19 protein-coding genes are annotated in these 26,449 nt (G+C 61.3%); 15 read left to right on the top strand and 4 right to left on the bottom strand.

What is annotated here, in order from left to right; genetic code table 11:
• The first annotated feature begins 381 nt into the window (after positions 1-381).
• The 7 genes from AC0NIH_RS10275 to AC0NIH_RS10245 all read left to right on the top strand — a co-directional run bounded on the left by AC0NIH_RS10275 (position 382) and on the right by AC0NIH_RS10245 (position 10,605).
• Positions 382-1,755 carry a lipopolysaccharide biosynthesis protein gene (locus AC0NIH_RS10275; RefSeq protein WP_473468791.1) on the top strand — a complete coding sequence of 458 codons (1,374 nt, stop codon included), beginning with the start codon at positions 382-384 and terminating at the stop codon, positions 1,753-1,755.
• Positions 1,756-2,721, top strand: coding sequence for a sulfate adenylyltransferase subunit CysD (gene cysD, locus AC0NIH_RS10270; RefSeq protein WP_473468777.1), 966 nt, complete (start codon positions 1,756-1,758; stop codon positions 2,719-2,721). It abuts the gene before it with no gap.
• Complete coding sequence (gene cysN, locus AC0NIH_RS10265) at positions 2,721-4,652, top strand: sulfate adenylyltransferase subunit CysN (RefSeq protein ID WP_473468775.1); 1,932 nt, start codon at positions 2,721-2,723, stop codon at positions 4,650-4,652. Before cysD ends, cysN begins: the two co-directional genes overlap by 1 nt.
• 6 nt (positions 4,653-4,658) lie before the next feature.
• Positions 4,659-5,867 (top strand): glycosyltransferase family 4 protein, encoded by a 1,209-nt coding sequence (locus AC0NIH_RS10260; protein ID WP_473468773.1) that lies wholly within the window; start codon positions 4,659-4,661, stop codon positions 5,865-5,867.
• Positions 5,868-5,884: 17 nt separating this feature from the next.
• The gene (locus AC0NIH_RS10255) at positions 5,885-6,733 is read left to right on the top strand and encodes a sulfotransferase family protein (protein WP_473468771.1); all 849 of its coding nucleotides are present in this window, start codon (positions 5,885-5,887) and stop codon (positions 6,731-6,733) included.
• Positions 6,734-7,037: 304 nt separating this feature from the next.
• Positions 7,038-9,137 (top strand): polysaccharide biosynthesis protein, encoded by a 2,100-nt coding sequence (locus tag AC0NIH_RS10250; protein WP_473468769.1) that lies wholly within the window; start codon positions 7,038-7,040, stop codon positions 9,135-9,137.
• A gap of 19 nt (positions 9,138-9,156) precedes the next feature.
• Entirely contained in the window at positions 9,157-10,605 is a 1,449-nt protein-coding gene (locus tag AC0NIH_RS10245) for a hypothetical protein (protein WP_473468767.1), read from the top strand.
• A gap of 98 nt (positions 10,606-10,703) precedes the next feature.
• Here AC0NIH_RS10245 and AC0NIH_RS10240 read toward each other — a convergent pair whose 3' ends face one another.
• The gene (locus AC0NIH_RS10240) at positions 10,704-12,044 is read right to left on the bottom strand and encodes an O-antigen ligase family protein (RefSeq protein WP_473468766.1); all 1,341 of its coding nucleotides are present in this window, start codon (positions 12,042-12,044) and stop codon (positions 10,704-10,706) included.
• 301 nt (positions 12,045-12,345) lie between these two features.
• Between AC0NIH_RS10240 and AC0NIH_RS10235 the strand changes: the two genes are divergently transcribed.
• Entirely contained in the window at positions 12,346-14,586 is a 2,241-nt protein-coding gene (locus tag AC0NIH_RS10235) for a GumC family protein (RefSeq protein WP_473468764.1), read from the top strand.
• A 26-nt stretch (positions 14,587-14,612) separates the two neighbouring features.
• Here the strand turns inward: AC0NIH_RS10235 and AC0NIH_RS10230 are convergent, their stop codons facing one another.
• Both AC0NIH_RS10230 and AC0NIH_RS10225 read right to left on the bottom strand, forming a co-directional pair.
• Complete coding sequence (locus tag AC0NIH_RS10230) at positions 14,613-15,791, bottom strand: glycosyltransferase family 4 protein (protein WP_287270335.1); 1,179 nt, start codon at positions 15,789-15,791, stop codon at positions 14,613-14,615.
• A 21-nt stretch (positions 15,792-15,812) separates the two neighbouring features.
• The gene (locus tag AC0NIH_RS10225; RefSeq protein ID WP_473468762.1) at positions 15,813-16,961 is read right to left on the bottom strand and encodes a glycosyltransferase; all 1,149 of its coding nucleotides are present in this window, start codon (positions 16,959-16,961) and stop codon (positions 15,813-15,815) included.
• Between the two features lie 218 nt (positions 16,962-17,179).
• Between AC0NIH_RS10225 and AC0NIH_RS10220 the strand changes: the two genes are divergently transcribed.
• From AC0NIH_RS10220 to AC0NIH_RS10190, 7 genes are read left to right on the top strand one after another with little or no spacing between them, the layout of a single operon-like run.
• On the top strand, positions 17,180-18,538 hold the full coding sequence (locus AC0NIH_RS10220; RefSeq protein ID WP_473468761.1) for a polysaccharide biosynthesis/export family protein: 1,359 nt from the start codon (positions 17,180-17,182) through the stop codon (positions 18,536-18,538).
• The gene (locus AC0NIH_RS10215) at positions 18,535-19,197 is read left to right on the top strand and encodes a sugar transferase (protein WP_473468759.1); all 663 of its coding nucleotides are present in this window, start codon (positions 18,535-18,537) and stop codon (positions 19,195-19,197) included. Before AC0NIH_RS10220 ends, AC0NIH_RS10215 begins: the two co-directional genes overlap by 4 nt.
• Positions 19,194-19,871: a PIG-L deacetylase family protein gene (locus AC0NIH_RS10210; RefSeq protein WP_013893298.1), complete on the top strand. Its 678-nt coding sequence runs from the start codon at positions 19,194-19,196 to the stop codon at positions 19,869-19,871. Before AC0NIH_RS10215 ends, AC0NIH_RS10210 begins: the two co-directional genes overlap by 4 nt.
• A 22-nt stretch (positions 19,872-19,893) precedes the next feature.
• Entirely contained in the window at positions 19,894-21,069 is a 1,176-nt protein-coding gene (locus AC0NIH_RS10205; protein WP_473468756.1) for a DegT/DnrJ/EryC1/StrS family aminotransferase, read from the top strand.
• Positions 21,069-22,076: a thiamine pyrophosphate-dependent dehydrogenase E1 component subunit alpha gene (locus AC0NIH_RS10200; RefSeq protein WP_023768885.1), complete on the top strand. Its 1,008-nt coding sequence runs from the start codon at positions 21,069-21,071 to the stop codon at positions 22,074-22,076. The genes AC0NIH_RS10205 and AC0NIH_RS10200 overlap by 1 nt, the downstream gene beginning before the upstream one ends.
• Before the next feature lie 2 nt (positions 22,077-22,078).
• The gene (locus AC0NIH_RS10195) at positions 22,079-23,011 is read left to right on the top strand and encodes an alpha-ketoacid dehydrogenase subunit beta (protein WP_473468754.1); all 933 of its coding nucleotides are present in this window, start codon (positions 22,079-22,081) and stop codon (positions 23,009-23,011) included.
• Positions 23,012-23,017: 6 nt separating this feature from the next.
• Complete coding sequence (locus AC0NIH_RS10190) at positions 23,018-24,118, top strand: NeuD/PglB/VioB family sugar acetyltransferase (protein WP_473468751.1); 1,101 nt, start codon at positions 23,018-23,020, stop codon at positions 24,116-24,118.
• A gap of 75 nt (positions 24,119-24,193) precedes the next feature.
• Here AC0NIH_RS10190 and AC0NIH_RS10185 read toward each other — a convergent pair whose 3' ends face one another.
• Entirely contained in the window at positions 24,194-26,269 is a 2,076-nt protein-coding gene (locus tag AC0NIH_RS10185) for an acyltransferase family protein (protein WP_352715396.1), read from the bottom strand.
• Positions 26,270-26,449 lie beyond the last annotated feature (180 nt).

Here is a 26,449-nt window from a genome sequence, read left to right as displayed (position 1 = left end):
GCATTGGTTCAGCGTCTCAACTTCGCGTTCGTCATTCGCCCCACAATCGCTGGCCTGTAAGGCCAGCGGGCACGCGGCGCGGCGTGCCGGCGTATCTGCGGTGAGACACTACGCAGGTCGAATTCATGACCAGACGCGGCGCACCCGGGATTTCCTTACCGCTAATGGGCTAGGCCATCAGTCGTAGCAGCGATCAGATGCTGACTGATTGAGGTTGCCACAGAGCCAAACTTGGTTGTGGCGGGCTCTTCCTTTCCGCCGATGATGGGTGACGCCAGCAGCGATCTGGCGCGAATCCTGGATCTGCATTGCTCCGCAAGGACGGAGTGTGGGGTGAGTTTGGCAACCATTGCGATGACCACAGGCCTGATCGGACGCGTGATGGAGGCCCTCAAACGCAGGAGCGCGGGCCGCACGCGCCTGGCCAATATCGCACACCTTTTGACGGGCAATTTTCTCGGTTCATTGCTCGGCCTCGTGGCTTTTGCGCTTTCGGCGCGCGCCCTTGGCGTGGCGAACTATGGCCAGCTTGCATTGATTATCGCATTCACCCGGGTGGTCGAGCGCGTTGTCAGTTTCCAGTCGTGGCAGCCGATCATCAAATATGCGGCGGGCCTGGACGCGTCCTCGGATCGCGATGCACTGCGCATTCTCATGAAATTTGGCCTGCTTATCGATGTTGGCGCCGCCGTTTGCGCCTGGGTCATCGCCATGGGCGCCGCACTTCTCGTCGCGCCGTTCTTCGGTTGGTCCGCGGAAGTCGTGCAGCTTCTTGTCCTGTATTCCAGCGTCCTGCTGTTCCAGATCTCGGGCGTTCCGGTCGCGGTGCAGCGCATGGCCGGCAACTTCCGCCTCTTGGCCTACGGGCAGCTGCTCAATGCGGTTTTGCGGGTGTTGCTGTGCTTGCTCGGGGTGCTGCTCAAGGCTGATCTCGCCTATTTCACCGCGGTTTGGGCGGGAACACAGATCCTCGGGTCCCTGACACTCGTGACCCTGACGATGCGCGCCCTGCACAGGCAGGGCGTTCGCAAGATCCTGCGCGCGCCTTTGGCCGGAATCACAAGCCGCTTTCCCGGCATCTGGAATTTCGCCTGGTCTTCGAACATTTCGCTGACATTGCGCGTGAGTGCCCAGGAACTCGATACGCTGCTGGTCGGTTTCCTCGCCGACCCGGCTTCAGCGGGCTTGTACCAAATCGCCAAGCGCATAGGGCGCGTCGGCCAGCAGGTCGGCCCACAGGTCCAGAATGTTCTCTATCCCGACGTGGCCCGCTTTTGGGCGCAGGGAAGCATCGTAAAATTCAAACGCGCGGTCTTTCAAGCCGAAGCCATGCTGTTCGGCTTTGGCATACTCTGCATATTGGTCGTCGCGGCGTTCGTCCGGCCGCTGCTCATGTGGACCGCGGGGCCTGCTTTTCTCGGCGCGGCCAACCTCGTCATCGTGCAGATGGTGGCGGTCGCGTTCGTGCTTTCGGGCTCCGCTGCCCGCTCCGCACTGCTGGCCATGGGCAAGCAGCGCGAGGTGTTGCGGATCGTCGTCGTTGCGACGGCCGCCTTCCACATCACGGCACTTCTGCTGATCCCGCGCATCGGTGCGATGGGCGGCAACATCGCCCACATCGTGCTGGGCATATTGTGGACCGCGGGCTTGGCCCTTTCATTGAAACAAGCGTTGAAGACCACCCACTCCGACAGGCTGAGCAGGCCGGTGGACAGCCTCGATCAGGCAGATCTTTCTCCTTCAAAGGCAATCTAGATGACCCTTGCGACCCAAGCTTCAACCACCGTGCCCATAGCGTCGCGACGCCCTGGTCCGTCATCGCCGATCCTTACGCATCTGCAGCGGCTCGAGGCTGAATCGATCCACATCATTCGCGAGGTGGCGGCCGAATTGCGCAACCCCGTGATGTTATATTCCGTGGGCAAGGACTCGGCGGTGATGCTGCATCTGGCGATGAAGGCCTTCTACCCATCGCAACTGCCGTTTCCCTTGCTCCACATCGATACCACTTGGAAGTTCAAGGAAATGATCCGTTTCCGCGATGAAACCGTCGCGCGGCTTGGCCTGGACCTGCTGGTGCGTAGCAACGAAGCCGGTCTTGCCGAGGGCATCACGCCGTTTACCCACAACTCGTCGATCTACACGCAGATCATGAAGACGGAAGCGTTGAAATCGGCGCTGTCCTCGTTCGGTTTCGATGCCGCCTTTGGCGGGGCGCGGCGAGATGAAGAGAAAAGCCGCGCCAAAGAGCGGGTGTTTTCGCTTCGCAGCGAGAACCATGGTTGGGATCCGAAGAACCAGCGCCCGGAGTTGTGGAACCTCTACAACGGCCGGCTGCGGCCCGGCGAATCCGTTCGCGTCTTCCCCCTCTCGAATTGGACCGAAACCGATATCTGGCAATACATCATGAGGGAGAAGATCCCCATCGTGTCGCTCTACTTTGCCGCAAAGCGCCCGGTGGTGGAGCGCAACGGACAGTGGATCATGGTGGACGACGACCGTCTGCCGCTACGCCCGGGCGAGGTGCCCGAAATGCGTTCGGTGCGTTTCCGCACCCTTGGTTGCTATCCGCTGACCGCGGCCACCGAAAGCACGGCCGCTACTCTTTCCGAAGTGCTTCAGGAAACACTTGCCACCCGGACGTCCGAGCGGTCGGGCCGTTTGATCGATCACGACGAGGCGGCATCGATGGAAAAGAAAAAGCGTGAGGGATACTTCTGATGCTTGGTGTTGCTCAAATCGCGGATCTCGAAGCTTCCCTGGAGAGCCAGGCCGCTTCCCAGCATCTTCATGCCCATGAGCGGAAAAGCCTGTTGCGGTTTCTCACCTGCGGCAGCGTGGATGACGGCAAGTCGACACTGATCGGCAGGCTGCTCTACGATACCCAGCTGCTGATGGAGGATCAACTTTCGGCCCTTGCGGCCGATTCCCGGCGACACGGCACGACGGGCGACGATCTCGACTTCGCGCTTCTGGTTGACGGCCTCGCCAGCGAACGCGAACAAGGCATTACGATCGATGTTGCCTATCGCTTCTTCGCCACAGAGCAGCGCAAGTTCATCGTCGCCGACACACCCGGCCATGAGCAATACACCCGCAACATGGCCACCGGCGCATCCAATGCCGACCTCGCGGTCATCCTTGTCGATGCGCGGCAGGGCATCCTCACCCAGACCCGCCGGCATTCCTTCATCGTCTCCCTGCTCGGAATCCGGCACGTCGTTCTGGCAATCAACAAGATCGACCTGATCGGCTATTCGCAAGCCGTGTTCGATGAGATCGAGGCGGCCTATCGAAGTTTTGCGGAACCGCTCGGCTTCCTCTCGTTACAGGCCATCCCCCTGTCTGCCCGTTATGGCGACAATGTTCGTTCCAGAAGCGCGAAACTGCCCTGGTATCAGGGCCCGACACTCGTCGAGTATCTGGAGTCCGTCGAGGTCGACAGCGACCGCCGTGCGGCCCCGTTCCGGATGCCGGTGCAATGGGTCAATCGCCCCAACCTAGACTTCCGCGGGTTTGCCGGCACGATCGCCGCCGGGGTGGTGAGGCCGGGAGACCGCGTGGCGGTGGCGCACTCAGGCGTCACGAGCCTGGTGAAACGAATTGTCACCTTCGATGGCGACCTCTCCGAAGCCGGCGCCGGCGAGGCGATCACGCTGATGCTCGAGGACGAGATCGATGTCTCCCGCGGTGACGTTCTGGCAGCCGCGGCCGAGCGACCGGAAGTCTCCGACCAGTTTGCGGCGCATCTGCTCTGGATGCACGACGAGCCATTGATCCCCGGCCGTCCCTATCTCATCAAGCTTGCCACCAGCGTCGTGGGGGCAAGCGTCACGCACATCAAACACAGGCTGGACATCAATAATTTCGCAAAGCTCGCCACGAAAACGCTCGAGAAGAACGAAGTTGGCGTCATCAACTTGATGACACAGGCGCCGCTTGCTTTCGATCCCTTCAGCCGGGTGCATGAGACTGGTGCTTTCATCGTCATCGACCGGATGACCAATCACACGGTTGGCGCCGGGATGATCGACTTCAGCCTGCGCAGGGCAAACAACATTCATTGGCAGGCGCTGGACGTGGACATGAACGCGCGCGCGATCGCCAAGGGCCAAAAGCCGGCGGCGCTGTGGTTCACCGGCCTCTCTGGCGCCGGCAAGTCGACGATCGCAAATCTCGTTGAGAAGCGCCTTCACGCGATCGGCAAGCACACCTATCTCCTGGATGGCGACAATGTCCGCCACGGCCTGAACCGAGACCTCGGCTTTACCGACGCTGACCGCGTCGAGAACATTCGTCGTGTCGCTGAAACCGCAAGGCTGATGGTCGATGCGGGGTTGATAGCACTGGCTTCCTTCATTTCACCATTCCGGGCGGAACGCCGGATGGCGCGCGACCTTTTCGGCGAAGGGCAGTTTATCGAGATCTTTGTCGATACGCCGCTGGAAGTGGCGGAGCGACGTGACCCGAAGGGTCTGTATCAACGCGCCCGAAACGGGTTGATACAGAACTTCACCGGCATCGGCAGTCCCTATGAGCGCCCCGAGGCTGCTCATATCACGATCACCCCAGATTTGAGTGCCGAGGAGGCCGCCGAACTGATCGTCAGCTACCTTGATCGTGGCAGCTATCTTGGAAGCGCAACCGGGTAGCAGGCGATGAGTGCTGAGACCGGTCGAATTCGGGTTTGCTTTCCATTTGTCGGTGACGATGTCGGCGGAAGTCACATCTCGGCACTGAAGCTTGTCCAGAATCTCGACACCTCAAGGGTCGCACCGGTCCTGGTGCTTCAGGACACCACGGGGCCGCTGGCAGCCTTTCTGAAGATGGAGGGCCAGCCCTTCATGGGTTTGCCTCCTTTGACGACATTGCCCGCGAAAGGAACGACCTGGGGAGGCGTCGCCACCTATTTGACCAGCACGCTGCCGCATTTGAGCCGCTTCATCCGGGAGCAGAGGTTCGACATCATTCATACCAATGATGGAAGAACGCATATCAATTGGGGCATTGCCGCACGGTTTGCGGGTGCCCGGCTGGTCTGGCATCATCGCGGCGATCCCGATGCAAAAGGCGCCAATATTCTCGGGCCGTTCATTGCGGATCGCATGGTGACGGTGTCGCGATTCTCGCGGCCGAAGCATCCGATCAGATCGCTCAACGGACGCCTCAGCGTTATCCATAGCCCCTTCGACCACCCGTTGGACATCCCTGACAGGGCTGCGGCCAAGGCAAAGCTTCTGGAAGAGCTTGGCCTCGCGCCAGGAACGCACATTCTCAGTTTCATTGGCGGCCTGATCGAGCGAAAGCGTCCGCTTCTCTTCATCAACATCATTGAACGTTTCCGACGCGAGCATCCGCGCATCCCGATCGTCGGCTGCGTGTTCGGCAACTCGCCGGCAGGCTCGCATGATCTTGAATTTGCCGCTCGCGCGCTTTGCGTCGAGCGCGGCCTGGATCGGATTGTGCGTTTCATGGGCTTTCGCAGCCCTATCGAGCCATTCCTGGCGGCGACGGATATTCTGGTCGTTCCCGCGATAGGGGAGCCTTTTGGAAGGACCCTGATCGAAGCGATGTTTCTCGGCACGCCGGTGGTTGCGACCGATCACGGCGGCAACCCGGAAGCCATCGAGAATGGACGGACGGGATTTCTGGTCGCCCCTGAAGACACCAAAGCTTTCATGGAGCCGCTGCGGCGGTTGCTTTCGGACCCTTCGCTTTGGGCACGCATCAGCCAGGCGGCCCGCAAGCAAGCCTGCTTTTCCTATAGCACGCAGCAGCACGTCGAAAAGGTCATGGAAGTTTATGGGCAAGCACTCCGCGCTCCGGCGGCGGCCAGCTTGGCTTGCAGTACGACAGGTGAGAAATGATCCAAGAGGGTTCTAAAATGCAGGCAGAGGATATCGACTTCCTTATCATCGGCGCTGCGAAATGCGCCACGACCTGGCTGCAGCAGTCGCTGCAGGCCGACCCGGACGTCAGCATGCCGGATCCCGAGCTGCATTACTTCAGTCGCCATTACGATCGCGGCGACGACTGGTACTTCCGCCAATTTCATAAAACTCGTCCTGGACAGCTGGTCGGTGAAAAATCGAACTCCTACCTGGACACTCCGTCGGCACCGCAACGGGTTCACCGGCTGCTCCCCCATGTCAGGCTGATCGTGCAGCTTCGCAATCCGGTCGAACGTGCGTACTCGGACTATTGCATGCTCTTTCGCCGCGGCGAGGTCGACCGCGACATAGAATCCTACCTTGACGTGGGCAGGGGTTCGCCTGGGCGTTTTCTCGCCGGCGGGCTCTATAGCGCACAGTTGCAGGCCTATTTGGATCTTTATCCGAAGGACCGGCTGCTGGTTCTGTTTTTCGAGGAAACGGTCGCAAGGCCTGTCGAACAGTTGAGCAAGGTCAGGACGTTTTTGAACCTCCCCGCGAGCGAGGTGGCTTTGCCAGTGGCGAAAAAAGTGAAGGACCGCAGCGAAGCCATGGTTGGACCGCAGCTGCGCAACATGATGAAGCCGTTGAAACCTCTGGTTCGTCCCTTCCGGAACACCTCTCTCTTCGAGGCGGCCCGGGGTGCCCTGGCCGGAAAGATTGCCTATCCGCCTTTCCCCCCAAGGCTTCGATCCCAGCTCGTCGACTTTTACGCAGCCGATGTCGAGCAGCTTGGCGCACTGGTGCAGCGGGACCTGTCTGGCTGGCTTGTCCAGACTGGCGGAAGTACCTCTTTGGATTAACTCGGGAAAGTTCCTCTCGCGGTTCCGATAGCTACTCCCTGCACAAAAGCAGGTGTTGCGCCAAAAGCAGGCAAGGCGCTCCATAGCAACGATAAATCGTAGCCTCGAATCCGAACGATAGCAGGCCAACCTGTGCTTGATTGAACAAGGTCCTGGCAAGCGCGGATTTGTGCCTGCGGGGTTCAAACAGCCGATAATCTTGACGTGCTCCTGGAGCGCGGCGGCTAAGCTTTGTCGAGGTCCTAGGATGAGCCAGTTAGATCAGCCGTTTGAGGCAGTCGGTCCACTCGGAGGCCAATCGCTTTTGATAGCCACCGCAATCGCCGTCGGCCGTCTTGTCAGCAAACCACGTACAATCGTCCATGTTCTGTCGTACCTGCGTCGCAGGGTGGTCGGGCGCGCCAAGGCCGTCGGCAAGAATCTTCATCTCTACATCATCGACCTGGCGATGGCGCTCGCGGCGCTGTCATTTGCTTCATTCATGCGATTGGGCCTTGATGGAGAGGTCACCAGTCCGGAAAGCTACCATTCGCTGCTTTTCGCACTTCCATGCTTCCTGTTTACGTGCGCCGTGGTCTTCCCGGTGACCTGCCTCTACACCCGCAATTGGCGATATGCTTCCGTCGGCGACATGCTCGGTATCCTGCGCGCGGTAATCGTCGCATCGCTCGCCTTCGTGTTCGTGATGTTTGTGGCGACACGGCTCGATTCGATCCCGCGCTCGGTGATGGTGATCGAGGTTCTGTTGCTCGTGCCGCTGCTCATTTCGGTCCGCATCCGCTCCAAGCTCATCGAGACAGGCCGTTTTGGCCCGGCCGCGAACAGGGCGAGAAACGGACGCGACATGGTTCCCGTGCTGCTGATCGGTGCGGGTGATGCGGCTGATCATTATATCCGGGCACTGCAGCGGGATCCGGATGCACGCCATTGGCCGGTCGGCCTGCTCGACAATGCCGCGACGACGGAGGGGTATTTCCTGCGCGGCGTGCCGGTCCTTGGCAGCATCGAAGACTTCGATACGGTGATCAGCGATCTGGAAGTCCGCGGCATCAAGCCCCGGCACGTGATCTTTACCGAAAGGATGCCTGGTCTCGTCGACCCGGCGCTCGAAGCGCTGATCGACCGGGCCGAACGCCTGGGCATTGCGGTCTCGCGGCCGGCCCCCGTCCTCGAGCTGCGCAATCCCAAGCACGAGAGCCGCTTCGAGTTGCGCCCGATCGAGCTTACCGACCTGCTGGAAAGGCCTCAGACAGTGCTCGACAAAGCTGCGTTGTCCCGCATGATCGAAAACAGCCGCATCGTCGTCACGGGCGCCGGAGGCTCGATCGGCGGCGAACTCACACAGCAGATTGCCGCGCTTGGTCCGGCGGAACTGATCCTGATCGATAACAGCGAATACAATCTATACGCCATCGATCTGGAGCTGGCGGAGAAGTTCCCGAATGTGCACCGCAAGCCATACATCTGCGATGTTCGCGACCCGGTTCGCCTGGGCGAGATCTTCCAACGGCATTGTGTCGACCTGGTCTTCCATGCAGCGGCGCTCAAACATGTGCCGATGGTCGAATTGAATCCCTGTGAGGGCATTCTCACCAACGTCATCGGTACGATGAACGTGGCAGAGGCGACCCGCCTTTGCGGTGCCAAGGCGATGGTCCAGATCTCCACGGACAAGGTCGTGAACACCACCAGCGTCATGGGCGCCACCAAGCGCCTGGCTGAACTCTATTGCCAGTCCCTGGACCTGGCCTTTGTCGCCGGCGAAACTCCAGCCCGCTTCATGACCGTTCGTTTCGGCAATGTCCTGGGTTCGAGTGGGTCGCTGATCCCGCTGTTCAAGCGCCAACTCGCCCATGGCGGTCCGCTAACCGTAACCGACATGGAGATGAAGCGCTTCTTCATGACGATAAGGGAGGCGGTTGAGCTCACCTTGCAGGCATCGGCCCATGGCCTGGAGAAAAGCCTGGGACAAGGCGAGATCTTCGTTCTGGACATGGGGGCGCCGATCAAGATCATCGACATGGCGCGCCGCATGATCAAGCTCGCCGGTTTTCGGCCGGATGAAGACATCAAGATCAAGATTGTCGGTTGCCGGCCTGGAGAAAAGCTGTTCGAGGAACTCTTCGACGAAAGAGAAAGACGTGTCGACGTTCCGATCTCCGGGGTCTTGGGCGCGGTGCCCAATCCGGTGCCGCTCGAGACCCTTCGCAAGGAATTTTCGCAACTGCGCCGCATGGCGAAAGCCGGCGACACCGGGGGCGTGCTGGACCTCGTTGCCCGGTTGCTTCCCAGCTACCACAGACCGGAAACAAAACCTACGGCGGCGACGGCGACGCCATTCGTGCCTCACGTGATCCGCGGCTCGGCCAAGGCGGCCACGCCTCCACGCGAAGCAGCAGCCTGATGCCGGCGGGAGCGCAGCCGTGCTAAGACATATCGCTTCGGCTCTGGTTGTCGCGCTGTCCTGCGGCACCGCACTGGCCGGCGAGCCTCAACCGACCGTCGCCGAGGCACGGGGCGCGATCGAGCGCGCGGGCGCCTACTTCCGCGACCACCTCGGTGTGGCCGGCACCTACGTGTGGAAATATTCGCTTGATGGCCAAAGGAGGGTGGGCGAAGGCGGCGCCCTGCCCACCAGCGTTGGCTGGGTGCAGCCACCTGGGACTCCGGCGGTCGGAGCTGCCTTCCTGCGCATTTTCGAGGTCACCGGCGACAAGCAATGGCTTCAGTCGGCCCAGCTCGTGGCAACGGCTCTGGTCAAGACGCAGTTGGAGTCCGGCGGGTGGTTTTACAGCATCGAGACGGACCCGCAAAAGGCGGCCACCTGGTGTTATCGCTCACTGAAGACAGATGGAAACGCCTGTCACGACATCAAGGACAATCCGCATCGCAACGAGACCGTCCTCGACGACAACAACACACAGAGCGTGCTGAATTTCCTGATGTGGTTCGACCGGGCGAGCGGCGGTTCGGATCCGGATGTCCGGTCCTGCATCGACAAGGCGCTTCATCGACTGATGCGGGTGCAGTACCCGAACGGGGCCTTTCCGGTCTTCTTCAAGGGAGCCGCGCCGGGTGCGGATATGGAGACGGCGGCCAAGGCGAGTATTCCGGCCAGTTGGTCGCATGAGTGGCAGAAGCCCGATCGTCCGCCTTACTTCGTCGTCAATGACAATCTCCCTCGCGATATGGGCCGTCTCTTTCTCAACGGCTACCGTACATATGGTGATCCAAAATATCTCCAGGCAGCCGAAAAGGTCGGCGATTTTCTCCTCGCGGCCCAGCTCCCTGCGCCGCAACAGGGCTGGGCTCAGGAGTATGATCGTTCCATGCAGCCGGTGTGGGGCCGCAAGTTCGAGCCGCCAGGCGTGGTCTCGCGCGAAACCGCCGGCAATATCGATTACCTGATCGAGTTGAACGAGCAGAACAAGGATGCGCGGCTGCTGGACGCGGCGGAGTCGGCCGCCAAATGGTTGCTGGCGGCGCGCCTGCCCGACGGCAAGTGGGCACGTTTCTATGAACTCAACACCAACCGCCCGCTCTACATCGACGATGATAACCAGGTGACCTTCGACGACAAGAACCTCCTGCACCACTACGGGATGAAAACGGGGCCCGAGATCGAGCCGGTGTTCGCCCGGCTGGAGCTTGCCAGGCGCGGCTTGCCGGTTTCCCGCCAACAGCTGTGGATCAGTGGCATGGATGAGTTGAGCGCCGGCGACCTAAGTTCGAAGGTGCGTCAGCTCATCGACAGTCAGGATGCCCAGGGGCGCTGGGTCGAGGGCCGCTTTGTAATGGGACAGGACTTCATCGACGGCGTGTTCGCTCTCGGTCGCATTATCTCCCCGCAGGCGTCCGCGCCGGGGAAGTAGCTGCACGTCGTCCGCTCTAATCCACATCGAGATTTCGACCGGGCCTTCGCGATCGCCGATTGGCCGTGTCAGGCCGGCAAACTCAGCCGCTGTGCGGCCTAGTTTGATCGACGTTGAAGAAGCTGTAGCCGGCCACGCGTGGAGCGGGCGTTACGAAGGAAGCCCGCGACCGCTCCTGGCACCGGGCCTCCGCGCAAAATCGCAATACTGGGCGCTATCCCAAGCAGCAGGGGCACGACAAAAAAGCGGCTGTAGAGATGCGGTAGCGCGTTGGCCAACGCGGCGAAGAGAAGGACCGTCGTCAGGGTGCAAATGGCGGATATTCGTCCTTGGCGAAGTCGCGCGGCGAGCATGCCGATGATTATTCCGGCGACCAGCATGAGCAGAAAGCCGATCAACCCAGGCAGCCCTGCCTCTACCCAGATCAAGAGATAGACGTTGTGGACTGGAGCATGCAGCTCGCTGAAATGTCGATACTGGTCGGCGCCGATGCCAAGCAGCGAACTGCTGTCCGCTTTGGTGATGGCCTCGCGGATAAGCCGCATACGGTCCGCAAACGTGCCGGCCTCGTCAATGTCGCCACTCTGCAGCGCATTCAGCACGCGGCGCTGGAAGATCGGGGGCAGGAAGTCGCGGCCCCACGTGACGACGACAAAGAACGCGCCGAGCGACGACACCGCCAACAGGATGATGCGGCGCCACGAGCCCGTCATGGCAACGAAGACGGTGAGCGCGACGACTAGGCCGATCAGCCCGGTATTGGAACCAGTCAGGACAATGCCATACGCAAAGAGCGGCACTCCGATCCAGGCCCAGCGCGGCCGGGCGCCCCCTGAAGCGACCAGCCACAACAACAGGGGGACCGCGAGTGCAATCAGCGTCGCGCATTCGTTCTCGCGTTCGACCCAGCCGATAAAACGGCCATTGCCGCTGGTCAGGTATGTGCCTTGTTGCTTGAGGATGTCGATGACCACGATGCCGTGAATGCACATCAGGCCGATCGAGCAGATAAGCGCCTTCGTAAGCAGAACCGTTTCGCTCCAGGGCCTCGACGCCAGCATGAAGGCCAGGAGAAAATAGGCATACAGATACTGCGCCGAGATGATGAAGCCGCGCTGCGGATCACCATTGATCAGGCTGCTGAGCAGCAGCATGCCGCACAGCAGCGCCACCCCGGTGTTCCAGAGAAGCGTCCCGGCTGCCAGGGGAGCGGGCGAAAGGGATTTCCCCAGCACCATCGCAAAGACGGCGGTCAGGGCGAAGGCATCGCTGGCGGTGAAGTAGAACGTGTCGACCCGCAGGATGTTGAAGGGGGTGAGAAACACGGAGGCCATTGCCAGCCAGAGGCCGATCTTGCCGGTCCCATTTGACAACGACGCCGCAGCCGGCCTGCGGTCGGGCTTTGCCCAGTACCCGCGAGGGACCCCGGCATGATTCATCGTCACTCCTGAAAACTATCTTTTCACCAGCCTCCATGGACGTGCAGTTCGGTACATATGCCAAGATATGCCCGCGGCCACCTACGCTATCCTTTCGGATAATCCCATGGCCGCGACTAAGCCTCTTGAACGCGCTGGCGTCCGTGTATCCGTGCTAAAAACTTGTCGCTTGGTTGGGTCTCGAACTCGGCTTGAAGACCCGGTGAGATCGATAAGGATAGGGGCGCGATCAGTGAGCTTGGTAGACGAAAACAGCGTGTGGAACCGACTGGGGCCATTCCTTCAGGAGTCACCCGAACCCTTGGAAGAACGGACGTTCGGCGCGCGCGAACTTTACAGTCTTTTCCGCAGACGCCTGCTCCTGATCGTTGCGATCGTCATTGCGGGCACCGCACTCGCACTCATCGCCGCGGTGGAACTTCCCAAGACATATACGGCTCGTTCCATGATCGTCGTCGAAACCGACGATCCCAATCCTCTCGACACCACGCAGGCGCAGCCGAACCAGCAGCCTGACAAGTCGCGGATGGACACCGAGGCGGATCTGATCGCCTCTCGCGTATTCGCCAGCCTGGTGGTCGACCGGCTCGACCTCATCCAGGATCCGGACTTCAACACCTATCTGCCGCCAGCCGCCGCCGGAGGAACTTCGGATTCGAGCGGCGGTGTGCTGTCACAGGCAGTCGGTCTGATTGTCTGGATACCGCAAGAACTATTCTCGCTGGTCGCCGGCTCGGGCCCGCAGGATGCCACATCCCTGCCGCCCAAGGATGTTCAGCAAGACCGGGCAATTTCGGCTTATCTGGCGAACCTGTCAGTCGATCGCTCCGGTGAAAGCGCGGCAATGACGATCTCGTTCTTCAACGACGACGCAGCGACCGCGGCCAAGATTGCCAATGCAACTGCCAGACTGTTCGTGGAATGGTCTCGTGACAACAAGCGGCAGGACATCAAGGATGCCGTCGGCTTTTTGAGGCAGCAATCGACCGAGCTCGCATCACGGATTGCCGCGATCGAGGGTCAGATCGCCAAATACGCGACCGAGCATGGCGTCTCCAGTGATCCACGCGATGATCTGCTGCGCGCCTCAATCCAGCAGGCCAATGAACAGCTCAGCACTGCCAGGGGTGAATACACGCAAGCACAGGCGCGCCTTGCCCAGGTCAGGCTAGCGGCCAAGAACGGCGACACCGGGGCCGGCGTCGACCCGTTGCTCACATCGGACTTCCTGACGTCGCTGCGCAACGATGAAGCGACGGCGATGAGGGATCGCGCGCAGCTGGCCGGCAATTACGGCCGCAATCATCCCCTGGTCCAGGAGGCCGATGCGAAAGTAGCGGCCGTCCGTGCGATGATTTCCCAAGAGATGCTGCGAACGATCGCAGTCCTGGAAAATGACGTGCGCGTCGACGAAGGCCGGGTGAACCAACTTGTCAAAAGCCTGGAGGCCTCCAACGAGGAGCTGCGTCAAAGGAGCCTGGCGGAGGCCAAGCTGCGTGAACTGAACAACAATCTGGCGACCGAGCAAAAGCTCTACGACCTCGTATCCGGTAAACTTGGCAGTCTCGATCCGTTTTCGGAAGCGGTCGAACCCGGCGTGCGAACCGTCTCCACGGCCGAGATCCCGACGAGCCCTTCCTTTCCCAAGCTTCGTCTGATGCTTGCGGGCGGTTTGGCCGCGTCGCTTGTCCTGGCCCTAATTCTGGTGCTGACACTTGAAAGCATGGAAGTCCGGATACGGGACTTGCGGAGGGCATCGAAGCTGATACGCGCTCCCCTGCTGGCGTCAATTCCGCGGTTGCCCCAGAAATTCCTGCGTCCCGCCCTGCCCCCTCTCGAAACCCTGTTGTCACGGCCGCGGTCTGCTTTCTCCGACGCTTTCCGATCACTTTACAATGCCTGCACCCGGATGAACGGTGGACGGAGCAAACATGTTGTTCTGGTCAGTTCCGGCTTGCCGCAGGAAGGCAAGACGACAACAGCCATGGGCCTTGCCATGGCAGCGGGCATGGATGGCGCGCTGACCGCCCTGATCGATCTGGATTTACGAACCCGCAGCCTTCACACCGCCATGGAACTGGGCTCCGCCAGCAGGACGCTCGGCGACTATCTGCAAGGCGATTGCGCTCTGGCGGAAATCGTCCAGACGCTGCCTGATATCCCGCAGCTCGATGTTCTAGCGCCATCCGCCGACGACCAGACGCTGCCGGAATTCCTCAATTCCGGCCAGCTCACCAAATTGCTGGAGGCGTTCCGGCTTGAGTACGATGTGGTGATCATCGATGCTCCGCCGGTGCTCGTTGTTGAAGACGCGATCAGGATTGCCGCCTCGGTCGACACAATCGTCGTTGTGGCCGCGTTCGACAGCACCACTCAAGAGGCTCTTTCCCAGGTTGTCGAGCGCTTGCGCTTCGCCGGCGGCCCATCGATTGGCTGGGTGTTCAACCGCGTCGACCCCTTCCAACAGGCTCGCGGCGCCCTGCGGAAGGCCTACATGAGGCGGCAGCAGATCCGGCGTTACTTCTTCGCTGATAGCCCGTGACCGCACAGCCGGTCACGCTCGGCCGGTTACAGTCCCATCGACTCGAGCAAGGTACGGTTCACCTTGTGCACATCAAAGCGTTCTTCCGCGAGCCTTCTTGAGCTGGCACCCATTCTGGCGGCGAGTTCCTCGTCTTCGAGAAAAGCCCGCTGCGCCGCGGCAAGCGCATTCACATCGCGTGGCTCGATCCGAAACCCGTTCTCGCCATCGATAACCGTTTCCTGACAGCCAGGCGCGTTGGTCGTGATGATCGGCCGGCCCGTCGACAAGGCCTCCAGCGCGCTGCGGGGAATGCCCTCGCGATAATAGGACGGCAGCACAAACACCGTGGATGCGGTCAGGTACGGGCTGACGTCGTGCGTTTCTCCGAGATACTCCACGGCTCCTTCCCTGGTCCACTGGTCCATTTCGGCTTTCGAGATGGAGAGGGGACTGGGATCGAACGGACCGAGAATCTGGAAACGCGCGGTACGGTGCTTGGCCTTCAGGATGCGCGCGGCGGCGGCAAACTCGGCAATCCCTTTCTCGCGCAGCAAGCGAGCAATCAGCAGGAAGATGGGCGGCCCGGGCGGCGGCCGGCTGGCTGCAAACAGTGTCAGGTCCACCCCTGAGCCCGCAACCTTGATCACCGGCGTGGTCGCGGAAACCATCCTGTGGCACCGGATGTCGAGAGCATCGGCTTCATTGTAGGCGAAAACAGCTTCGCAACCCTTCAGGGCCGAGCGGTAGAGACCAATGCTCAACCGGCGCAGGACAGTTGCACGCAGGCCCGTAACGCTGCCACTGAATATGAAGCCGAATCCCGTGAAGAGGGCAAACCGCCGAGGCACTCCGGCAAGCCGCGCCGCCAGCCCGCCATAGATGATCGGCTTCATCGTGTAGGGCAGGACGATGTCGGGAGCCAAGCGGCGCATCAGCCGGTAGAGCGCCTTGAGCGTTCGCAGATCGGCCAGCGGATTGGTACCCGTCCTGGCCATCGGAATCTGTTGGAAGCTGACGCCAATTGCACCCAGCCTGGCGATGGCCTGCTCATCATTGTCGGGGGCGAGCGCGATGACCTCGTGCCCGGCGGCGACCATGGCTTTCAACAATTCGAGGCGAAAATTGACGAGCGAACGCGTCAGGCTTGCGATCACGACGATCCGCTTGCGGCGCATCGCATCGTTCCCGCCGGCGGGAAAATGATCTCGACCATTCGCGTGCATGACAACCACCAGTCACTCCTGTCAGCTCGAGATATGGCGACGACGGCCCAGAGCTGTTGCGTAGAGTTCCAGGTGCCGATCGACGTAAAGCGATAGTGAGAAGTTCTCCATGACGCGGCGACGCGCCTGTTGGCCCAGAGCGCGCCGCTGGGCCGGTTCAAGGCCGACAAGCCTGACCAAACCGGCGGCCAGTGCTTCACTGTCCCGGGGCGGAACGACCACTCCACTGTCGCCGACGAGCCAGCCGGAGTCGCCGACCGCCGTCACCACCGCCGGCACGCCACTTGCCATCGCCTCGCCGGCGGCAAGGGAAAAAGCCTCGCCCCACGCTGAACAAAGCGCGTAGACATCGAAGCCGGGCATGAGATCGGCAACGTCACCGCGGATGCCCGGCGTCGTAATACGGTCGTCTATGCCGAGGTCGCGGGCGGCGCGCCGCACCGGCCCATCGGCATGCCCCTCCCCGATAAACACGCCCTGAACGTCGTACCCCCGCGCCAGCACACGGCTGATGGCCCGAACCAGGCTGATCTGGTCTTTCATGGGATGAAACCGCGCCACATGGCCGATGATCAGCCGTTCGGGCGGCAAGCCGAACAGATGGCGCAATTTCGCACCGGCGTCGGCCGCGGGAGAAAACTGATCGCAATCCGTTCCATTCGGAATGACCACCCTGCGGCGCGGGTCAAAACCCAGACGCTCGTGATCGTCGGCGGCCACGCGCGAGCAATATGAGATTGCGCTGGCGCGGCTAGACAGCCGGGCCGAGAGCCGGATCAACTGGCGCGTCAGCGGTTTCTCGTCGGCGAGGTCGCGAACCGTGTGATGGATACTCCAGATAACCGGCGAGAAGTTGAACCCCAGCACCGAGCCGAGCGTTGCCGCGACGTTGCCGTGATACATCCATCCGTGAAGAAGATCGGGCGCTGCCCTGCTTATCGACCGGGTCAGCCGAAAGACATCTCGCGGCCGCGGCCGCTCCGTCATGCTGATCGACACGAGCCCGGAATTCGCATGCTTCACCTGTGCAGCCAACGGCCCAGGTGAAAGCAGCGATAGAACCGAAGACGAGAAGCGGTTTTGGTCGATCCGGCCAAGAAAACGGGCAAGCATGACCTGGGCGCCGCCAACGTCGAGACTGGTGATCGTGTGAAGAACACTTGTGTGCACGCAAGCTTCCCAGCTGTCTGCGGCGCTCCGCCACAAGGAAGCGTTCAATCGGCCGACAGTATCCAGCCGCACCATACGTTGGTTACGATCGACATCCAGTTAGCCAAATTGGGTGGGCACGAGACCGAAGGTTGTCTCTGCTCCACCAAAGGTATGACTCATTGTCCGCGCACAGGTGTCGCTAGGGTCTTCACAGGAAATTTCTGTGGTGGGCTTCCATGGCGTCTTTTTGCAATCCGGCACGGAGCGGGCGATCGATAGGCTCGTGGACCAGTATCCTCGCGAAAGCGTTGAAACATGCCCGGATCACGGTCCCCGCTGTTGTGGCGATCCTGGCTTGCCCGATCGGTGCCAGGGCCGCGGCTGACGACGGCTACAAGCTTTCGGTCGGCGATGTGGTTTCGTTCGACTTCATCGACGATGCGCTTCCTGCCGAACAGCTGACAGTGGCCAGCGATGGCGCGGTCAACATTCCGCTGATCGGCAGCTTTGAAGTTGGCGGCCTGACGGTGCCTGACGCTTTGAAGCATATCCGCAAGGCGTTCATCGACCGAGAGTTCTTCAACGACCCGCATATAGCCCTGGCGGTGGTCAGCTTCCGTCCGATCTTTGTCCTTGGGGATGTCAAGGCGCCGGGCTCGTTTCCGTACCAGCCAGCACTGACCGTGGAGCAGGCGGTGGCGCTTGCCGGTGGTCAATCGACGGGCGGAGCCACTGCCGAGGATCGCGTGGTGACGCGCGCCCGGCTGCGTGGAACCCTTGATGAAAGCGTGGTGCAGATTGCCAAGGAAGCCGTCGCCGCCGCGCGCATCAAGGCTCAGTTGGCAAACAACGACAAGATCTCGGAGCTGGATCTGCCCCCCAAGATCAGAGGCCTCATGAATGCCAATCTGCTCGCAACGTTGCTTCCGACGGAGCAGCGGATCCTTGAAACGGATCAACACGCACTGACCACACGTCGCAAGCAGCTGTTGGCGGGGATCGACGAAGTGAACATCGCCCTCGCCAATATTGAACAGCTATCGGACATACAGAAGACGGTGATCGCTTCGTCGCAAGCCGATCTCGAGCGTGTCAGGGCCCTCAACAAGAAAGGCATCGTCACGCTTACCGATCTCTCGAACGCCGAGCGCGAGGCGACTACGCAGCAGTCGCATCTGCTTGAAATCTACAATCAGGCGTCGACGGTTCGCCGGGAATTGAGCCAGTTGCAGCGTGACCTGGACGACGCCACCCAGGCCTGGACGCACACAGCGCTGACGGAGCTTCAGGCCCACAACTCTGAAATCGAGCGCCTGGTCTCGGTTCGCGAGTCGACCGAAGAGCAGATCCTGCTGCTGAGCACGCTGGCGGCGGAACAGACACGCACCAACAACACCATCGCGTTCACTTACCAAATCCGCCGCAAGCAGAACGGCCAGATCGCCACCAGGGTGGCGACCCTCGACGATCCGATTGTAGCCGGAGACACGATCCTGGTGTCGATAAATCGTCTGGACAATGCTCTGGACCTGGCAAGCCGTCTGGATGCTCCTGTCGCGGCGCCCCCTCCCGTTCAGGTGGGACCGTCACAATGATCGGCCTCAGCAATCCGATGGCCCGCTCTCCCGAACTGACCGCTCGCGTGGCGGTAGGCCGTGCGATGCCCAGCCGGCTCGCCGCGGTGGTGCTTTTGATCCTCAGCCTGCCGCTATGGATGGTGGCCGCCGCAATTGTCTGGGCGAGTGTCGGCCGCCCACTGTTCTTCCGCCAGACCCGCAGCGGCTTGGCAGGCCGCCCCTTTGTCATCTGCAAGTTTCGTACGATGCGTGAAGGGCGCGATGCGGATGGCGTGCTGCTCCCCGACGCCTTGCGCGAGACGCCCGCCACACGGCTGATGCGCGCCATCCGTATCGATGAGCTGCCTCAACTTATCTCCATAGCCAGGGGCGACATGGCGTTCATAGGGCCACGCCCGTTGCTCCCAGCCACCATCGCCGAGTTCGGCGACCTGGGACGTGTTCGCTGCACGGTCCGTCCGGGCCTGTCCGGCTGGGCACAGGTGAACGGCAATACCCGCCTCACCAACGGTGAAAAGCTGGCGCTCGATCTCTGGTATGTGCGCAATCGCAATCTCTGGCTCGATCTGCAGATACTGATCCTGACCGTCCTTGTGGCCCTGTTGGGCGAACGCATCGACCGCCGCCATGTCGATCACGCGTTGAAGGCGATGCCCGCCGGGACGGTTCGGTCATGAGCCCGGCCCTTGGTCGGCTCCTGGTGATCGCGCCGCATCCCGACGATGAGGTTCTGGGGTGTGGCGGCACGATAGCCCGGGTCGCCGCGGAAGGCGGCGAAGTCCATGTCGCGGTCGTTACGCGAGGCTGTCCGCCTGCCTTCACCGAGGAGATGACGCAGCAGGTACGAAGCGAGGCGAAGGCGGCCCATGCCGGCCTGGGCGTGCGACACACGCATTGGCTCGATCTGCCCGCCGCGCAGCTCGGCCAGACACCGCACTCGACCGTCAATGCTGCGTTGCAAGCTCTGCTGCAGGCGGTCAAGCCGGACACCTTGCTCATCCCCTTCGTCGGCGATGTTCATATGGACCACCAGCTGATCTTCCTGTCGTCGCTGGTTGCCGCCCGTCCCACCCAGTCCCACTACCCGCGGACGATCATGGCCTACGAGACGGTGTCTGAAACGAACTGGAATGCACCCTATGTCACGCCGAGCTTCGTGCCGAATGTCTTCATAGACATCCAGGCGACACTCGACCGCAAACTCGAAGCCGCGTCGATGTTCGCTTCGCAGATCAAGAATTTCCCGCACGAGCGTTCGATCGAAACATTACGGGCGCTGGCGATCGTCAGGGGCACCGCCGTCCATTTGAGGGCGGCCGAGGCCTTTGTCCTTCTGAGAAATGTCATCTGAATTCTAGCTGGAGTGTTCCGAGATGAAACGCTGGCCGATTTACGACGAAGAACAGATAGCCGACGTCGTGGACGTTTTGCGGTCTGGCCGGGTGAACGCCTGGACCGGCGACCATGTGAAGACCTTCGAACGCGCTTACGCGCGCAGCCTCGGCCGGCGTCATGCCGTGGCGCTGGCCAATGGCTCCCTCGCGCTGGACCTTGCGATGAAGATCCTCCACATCGGCGCCGGCGACGAGGTGATCGTAACGCCCCGCAGTTTCGTCGCGTCGGCCGCTTGCGTCATGTTTGCCGGTGCGACACCTGTCTTCGCCGATGTCGACCCGACCTCGGGCAATCTTTCCGCCGAAACGATCGCGCCGAAGATAACGGCGCGGACAAAGGCCGTCATTGTCGTGCATATCGCCGGATGGCCGTGCGACATGGCGCCGATCATGGAACTGGCAAAGCGCAGCGGCATCAAGGTGATCGAGGATTGCGCCCAGGCGCATGGCGCCGAATACAACGGACGGCCGATCGGCTCCTTCGGTGACATAGCGGCATTTTCGTTCTGCCAGGACAAGATCATCACCACGGGTGGCGAAGGCGGGCTTGTCGCGATGGACGACAGGAAATTGTGGCTCGCCGCCTGGAGCCTCAAGGACCACGGCAAGAACTACAATGTGGTCTTTGCCCCTCATCGGCCGACCGGATTCCGCTGGTTGCATGACAGCATCGGCACCAATTGGCGCATGACGTCCATCCAGGCCGTGCTTGGCTTGCGGCAGCTCGAACGTCTGCCCGACTGGATTCACCAACGCGAGCGCAATGCCGCCATCTGGATAAACACGCTTGCCGATTTGCCGATGCTGTACACGCCCCGGCTCGATCCGGCACACAGGCATGCCTGGTATCGATGCTATTTCTATATCAAGCCGGAGATGTTGTCTTCGGGATGGTCGCGGGACGAGCTGATCGCGGCCGTCAACGCGGCAGGCGTTCCGTGCTTCTCGGGCAGCTGCTCCGAAATCTACCTCGAGCATGCCTTCGCCGATGCCGGCGTGGCGCCGTCCGAGCGACTGCCCGTCGCGCGGCAGCTTGGTGAAACGAGCATCGCGTTCCTGGTCGACCCGTCCTGGACGGTCGAGGAAACGGCGGCGGCAGCGTCGACGACGCGGTCCATCCTTGTCGCGGCTGCGCGCCAGCTCGAGGCGGCCTGATGAACGAGCACGCGATCAGGAAAGATGGAACCATTCCGGCGTCTTCCTTTGGAGAGCTGAAATTGGTGCCGTCTTCAGCATTGCAGAACCTCACCCTTCCTCAGGAAAAAAGAACGCTGCTCGGGTTCGAACTGCCGACCGTGGCCCGGCTTTATCAGCAGATGATCCTCATCCGGCTTGTCGAGGAGCGCTTGCTGGAGCTGTTTTCCCAAGGGCTGCTGTTCGGCACCACGCACACATCCATCGGACAGGAAGCCAATGCGGTGGGGGTGGTGAACGCTCTTGACCGGGATCGTGACATTGTCTGGAGCAACCACCGTTGCCACGGTCATTTCATTGCCTACTCGGGTGAAGTCGAGGGCCTGATCGCCGAGATCATGGGGCGCGTAACCGGCATTTGCGGGGGGCGCGGCGGCAGTCAGCACCTGTGTTTCCGCAACTTCCACTCCAATGGAATCCAAGGCGGCATAGCGCCCGTGGCGGTTGGCTGCGCGCTGGCACGAAAGGACGATGGCGCCGTGGCAGTGGTTTTCCTGGGCGATGGAACGATGGGTGAAGGAGCTGTTTACGAGAGCCTGAACCTCGCTTCGGTTTTCGGTGCTCCCGTGCTTTTTGTGGTCGAGGACAACGACATCGCCCAAACCACCCCAAAACATCTCACCGTTTCCGGTTCGATCATCGCCAGGGCCGAACCTTTCGGCATCCGCACGTTCGCCTACGATGGCAACGATCCAGTCGAGATATGTGAGCTTGCCCAGGAGGCTGTAACCTATATTCGCGCCGAGGGTCGCCCGTGCTGGCTCTACTTGCGGACCGAACGGATCGGTCCCCATAGCAAGGGAGATGATACCCGGCCGCCCTTGCGGCTTGAACAAGCTCGATCCCGCGATCCGATCCCCCCGATGCGCCAGCGCGTCGCGCAGTTCGAGGAGATCGACGCCTTTTGTCGATCTGTCGTGGACCGCGCCGTCGAATCCGCGGCTGCCGCAGCCCTAGCGCGAGGCTGACCATGCGCGTCGTCGAATCGATCAACCGTGCGCTCCACGATCTCATGCAAGCCGATCTCCGGCTGGTGGTTATGGGCGAGGACGTCCTCGACCCCTATGGCGGCGCCTTCAAAGTGACCAAGGGCCTGTCCACGGCCTATCAGGATCGTGTCTGGACCACGCCGATCAGCGAAGGTGGCATCGTCGGCATGGCGGCGGGCATGGCCCTCAAGGGCAGGCCTGTGATCGTCGAGCTCATGTTCGGAGATTTCATCGCCCTTGCCGCCGACCAGATCATCAACCACGCGGCCAAGTTTCGTTGGATGTACAACGATCAAGTCGAGGTGCCGATCATCATTCGCGCGCCCATGGGTGGACGGCGTGGCTATGGGCCGACGCACTCGCAGAGCCTGGAAAAGCATTTTTGCGGCGTGCCGGGCCTTACCGTGTTTGCAACGCATGAGTATGCGGATCCAGGGGCGCTCCTGCACCGGGCTCTCGCTTCTCGGTCCCCTCACCTGATAATCGAAAACAAGGTCATGTATTCGAGGCCCGTGCTCGGCACGGCCGCACTTCCACATCCGGCGGATTCGGACATCGTGATCCTAACCTATGGGGGTTGCGTCGAGCACGCGGTTGCTGCCGCAAACAAGCTCGCCGAAGAGGAGGAAATCGCAACCACCGTGGTGGCCGTTGAACAGCTGTCGCCTTTTCCTGGCGAGGAGGTCCTGAGCCAGGTCGGCCAGTGCGGCCGCGTTCTCGTCGTGGAGGAAGGCTCTCCTGGCTGGGGCTTCGCGTCCGAGTGCGCGCGCGCCTTGATCGGCCGGGTCAAGCACTTCAGCGCGTTGGCCGGACCAAACCACCCTATTCCCTCAAGCCGCGAATGGGAGGACGATCTGCTGCCAGGTGTGAATGCCATCCAGGCGGCCTGCGTCGATCTGTTCAGGAAAGGCTAAGCTTTCATGACTGTGCTTGTCGAGGCCCCGCGGGTTAACGCCAACGAGGACAATCTTCAGTTGATCGAGATCAAGGTCGCGCAGGGTGAAAGTGTAGAGGAAGGGGCTCTTCTTTTTGTCCTTGAGACCACGAAGGCTGCCGTTGAGGTCAATGCCCCCGAGGCAGGGGTAATCGGCCGGCTCGACGTCAAGATCGGCGACTTCGTCGCCGTCGGCTCAACGCTGTGCGAGATCGTCGACGAAAATGCGAGCGCATCCGCAGCGGCCAGCCCAGCCGATAGCGCTGTCAAAGAGGTCGCGATAACGGCCAAGGCCCGCAAGGCCGCGTCCGAGCTCGGGATCGACCTGGCGGATGTCACGCCCTCCAACGGCCGCATCGGCGAAGCCGAGGTGCGCGCGGCGGCCAGCTGCCGATCCGAGGCAATAGTTGCAGGTTCGCACGGGGCGCAGTCTGCCGTTCCTTCCGCGTCCACGCGGCGGGCGGTCATCATCGGCGGCGGCGGCCACGCCGCCTGTTTGATCGATGCTCTCGACGGCTCCGGATACGAGATCCTCGGCTGCACCGATCAGGCCCTGCCCGTTGGCCACCACGTCTGCGCCGGCATTTCGGTGATCGGTACGCAGGAGAGCCTGGAGCGTCTGCTTGCCGAGGGCACGCGCTACGCCTTCATCGGCATTGGCGGAGCCCAGTCCAGCGAGGCGCGGCGGGCAATGTTCGAACGCGCCGCGGCCATGGGCTTCATTCTGCCGCCTGTGATCCACCCATCCGCGATCGTCTCCAAGGCGACCAGGATCGGAGATGGCTGCCATATTCTGGCCGGCGCGAGCATCGGTCCCCGCTGTACGATCGGCAACAACGTGATCGTCAACCAGGGGAGTATCGTCTGCCACGACAGCGTCGTGCAGGACAATGCCCACCTGACCCCGGGCGCCATCCTCGCCGGCGGGGTGAGCGTCGGGGCGATGTCTGTCGTGGGCATGGGCGCAACTGTGCTGCTGGGCGTCCAGATCGGTGCCGGTTGCCTGATCCACAACGGCGCGCACATCAGTGCAAACGTCGCGGACAACACCATCGTCGACGCTCAGGGCCGCCGGCACCTCCGCTAAAAGCGATTTCCAGCAAAGTGTAAGACGGCTTTCCGCGTTTCCGTTCAAACGCGACGCGCTTTGAACCTCGGAACTTCAGGCGCCTTGTCGCAGAGCTCTTGCCAGCAATGGCTCGAGTGCCTCGGACCCTGGGATGCTGAGGTGGTGGCTGTCAAAATACAGCAGTTTTCCGCCCATCATCACAACACACCGTTCCTGCGGACAAAGCGCCTGCGTTGGATAAACGCGAACGAGGCCGCGATGTTGGCCCAGCCTGTCCAGAACGCCAAATGCAATCTGCTGCCGCTCCCGGTAGAGTCGCTCCGACACGTTGAAGCCAGACAGGTCATGTCCCTGCGCCACGAGTCGAGCTGCCGTGGAGGGGACGTCATAGCCCACCTCTGGGACGGGATAGACGATGATCACGTTCTTGCCGGCCTCGAGGATCCGACGCACAGTTTTTCTCAGGGATATCTCGAATGCCTCGCGCGCCTCGTTTGAGAAGCGATCGAATTGAACGCCGTTGCGGTCCTGCAACTGGGGAAGGTCGCCGTTGCGTTCTGCCGGTCCAAGTTCGACCGCACGACCCTCCAGATAGAGAGACCACCTGGCAGCAATTATGACGGTCTTCAGCTCTGGGCGACCGAGGACGTATTTGAGCCGTAGATCGTTTCCCTGGATGCACGCTCCGTCGGTTCCGACCCCAAGCAGAGGGGGGCAGCGGGGAGTGGCGCCGTAGACCGTGCTTGCGCCATTTGCAGCCAATTCGGACATCGCGCCGAATAGCGCTCCGGCGTGCGAATCCCCCCACAGGAAGATGCGGGCATTTTCAGAGGTGCCTATTGTACAGGGAGACTTTGCCGCAAGCTGAAGCAATACGTCTGCGCATTTATCCGCTTCAGGGTTGGCGGAGAAAGCATAGCTGGACAACACATTCACGTCCTTGGAGAAGCGCGTCGGCCAGCCATTGTCATGGTAGATCACGGCACCGGTTATTACCGCGGCGACGATGGCCAAAGTACCTCCAGCCAAGACGGACACGGGGCGGCTTACGCGCGACGGCACTCTGAGCGGCCGCTCAATGTATCGCCAGGACAGCAGCGCCAGCGTGAACGAGGCAGTCACCAGGCCAACAGACTGAAGCGAACTCAGCTCATCGATTGCCAGGTAACTGCCCAGGACAATCAGCGGCCAATGCCAAAGATACAGGGAGTAGCTTATCAGGCCCACGCCGACGAACGGCCTTGTCGAAATCAGCCGCGTGACCCAGCAGCTCGCTTCACGTCCTCCGTGAATGACAAGGGCAGCTCCGATGCACGGAAGGAGCGCCGCGATACCGGGGAATGAAGTCGTCTCGGAATAACCCAGCACGGCAGCGGCGATCAGGAGCAGTCCCGCCCAGGTCGCCACCTCACTTTGCCAGCGCTTGGTGAGGCGTGGGAATGCTTCGAGCGCCATGAGGCTGCCCAACAGAAGCTCCCACGCCCTGAATGGGGTCAGGTAAAAAGCGGCAGCATCGTCGTACTGCATCACCACGATGGTTGCGATGAACGAAATTCCCGCGAGGCTCGCAATGAGACTGCGAACATTGCCGGCTCCCAGGCGCCAGATCGAGACAAGGAATATCGGAAATAGGATGTAGAACTGCTCTTCCACCGCCAGTGACCAGGTGTGGATGAGTGGCTGGTCGTACGTTTCTCCATCAAAATAGCCCGTCTTCAGCCAAAAGCCGATATTGGACGAGAAGAGAGCCGTGGCGACGAAGTTACGGCCGAAACGTCTGAAGTCATCGGGTAAGAAGATGAGGGCGCAGGCCAGCGTACAGACCGCCAGCATGGCGAACAACGCCGGAAAAATGCGACGTATGCGCCGCTCGTAAAAATGCCAGACCGAGAACTCGCCTGTCTGCAGATCCCTGGCGATCAGTTGCGTTATCAGGTAGCCGGAGATGACAAAGAAAATGTCGACGCCGACATAGCCGCCGCCGACCTCGGTGAAACCGGCGTGAAACAGCACAACCGACACGACAGCGATGGCTCGTAAACCATCGATGTCGGCTCGATAAGTTGGAGCCGCCTGTGCTGAATGGAGCGATGCCGGACGAGAGGGTTTTCGACCGTCCAACATCACGCCGGCAGCGAGGCTGAGCCGATGAGCCTGAAAGCGTGACATACCGATGCTGTATAACGGCACTCTCGCGCCACTGTCCGCCCGCAATAGGAGGTAACCTGCGCCTAAATCGGACTACGCCGTGGCCCCCGCGAACAAGATCGAAATGGCCTCTGGGACCACAGGGAGGCGCGAAGGCCGGGGGCTTTTGCCAAGCGGAGCGGTTTGACGTGGCGACTTGCG

Source organism: Mesorhizobium sp. WSM1386 (assembly GCF_055901595.1).
The sequence above is the reverse complement of the archived record's forward strand: the minus strand, read 5'-3'. Positions and strand labels throughout refer to the sequence as shown.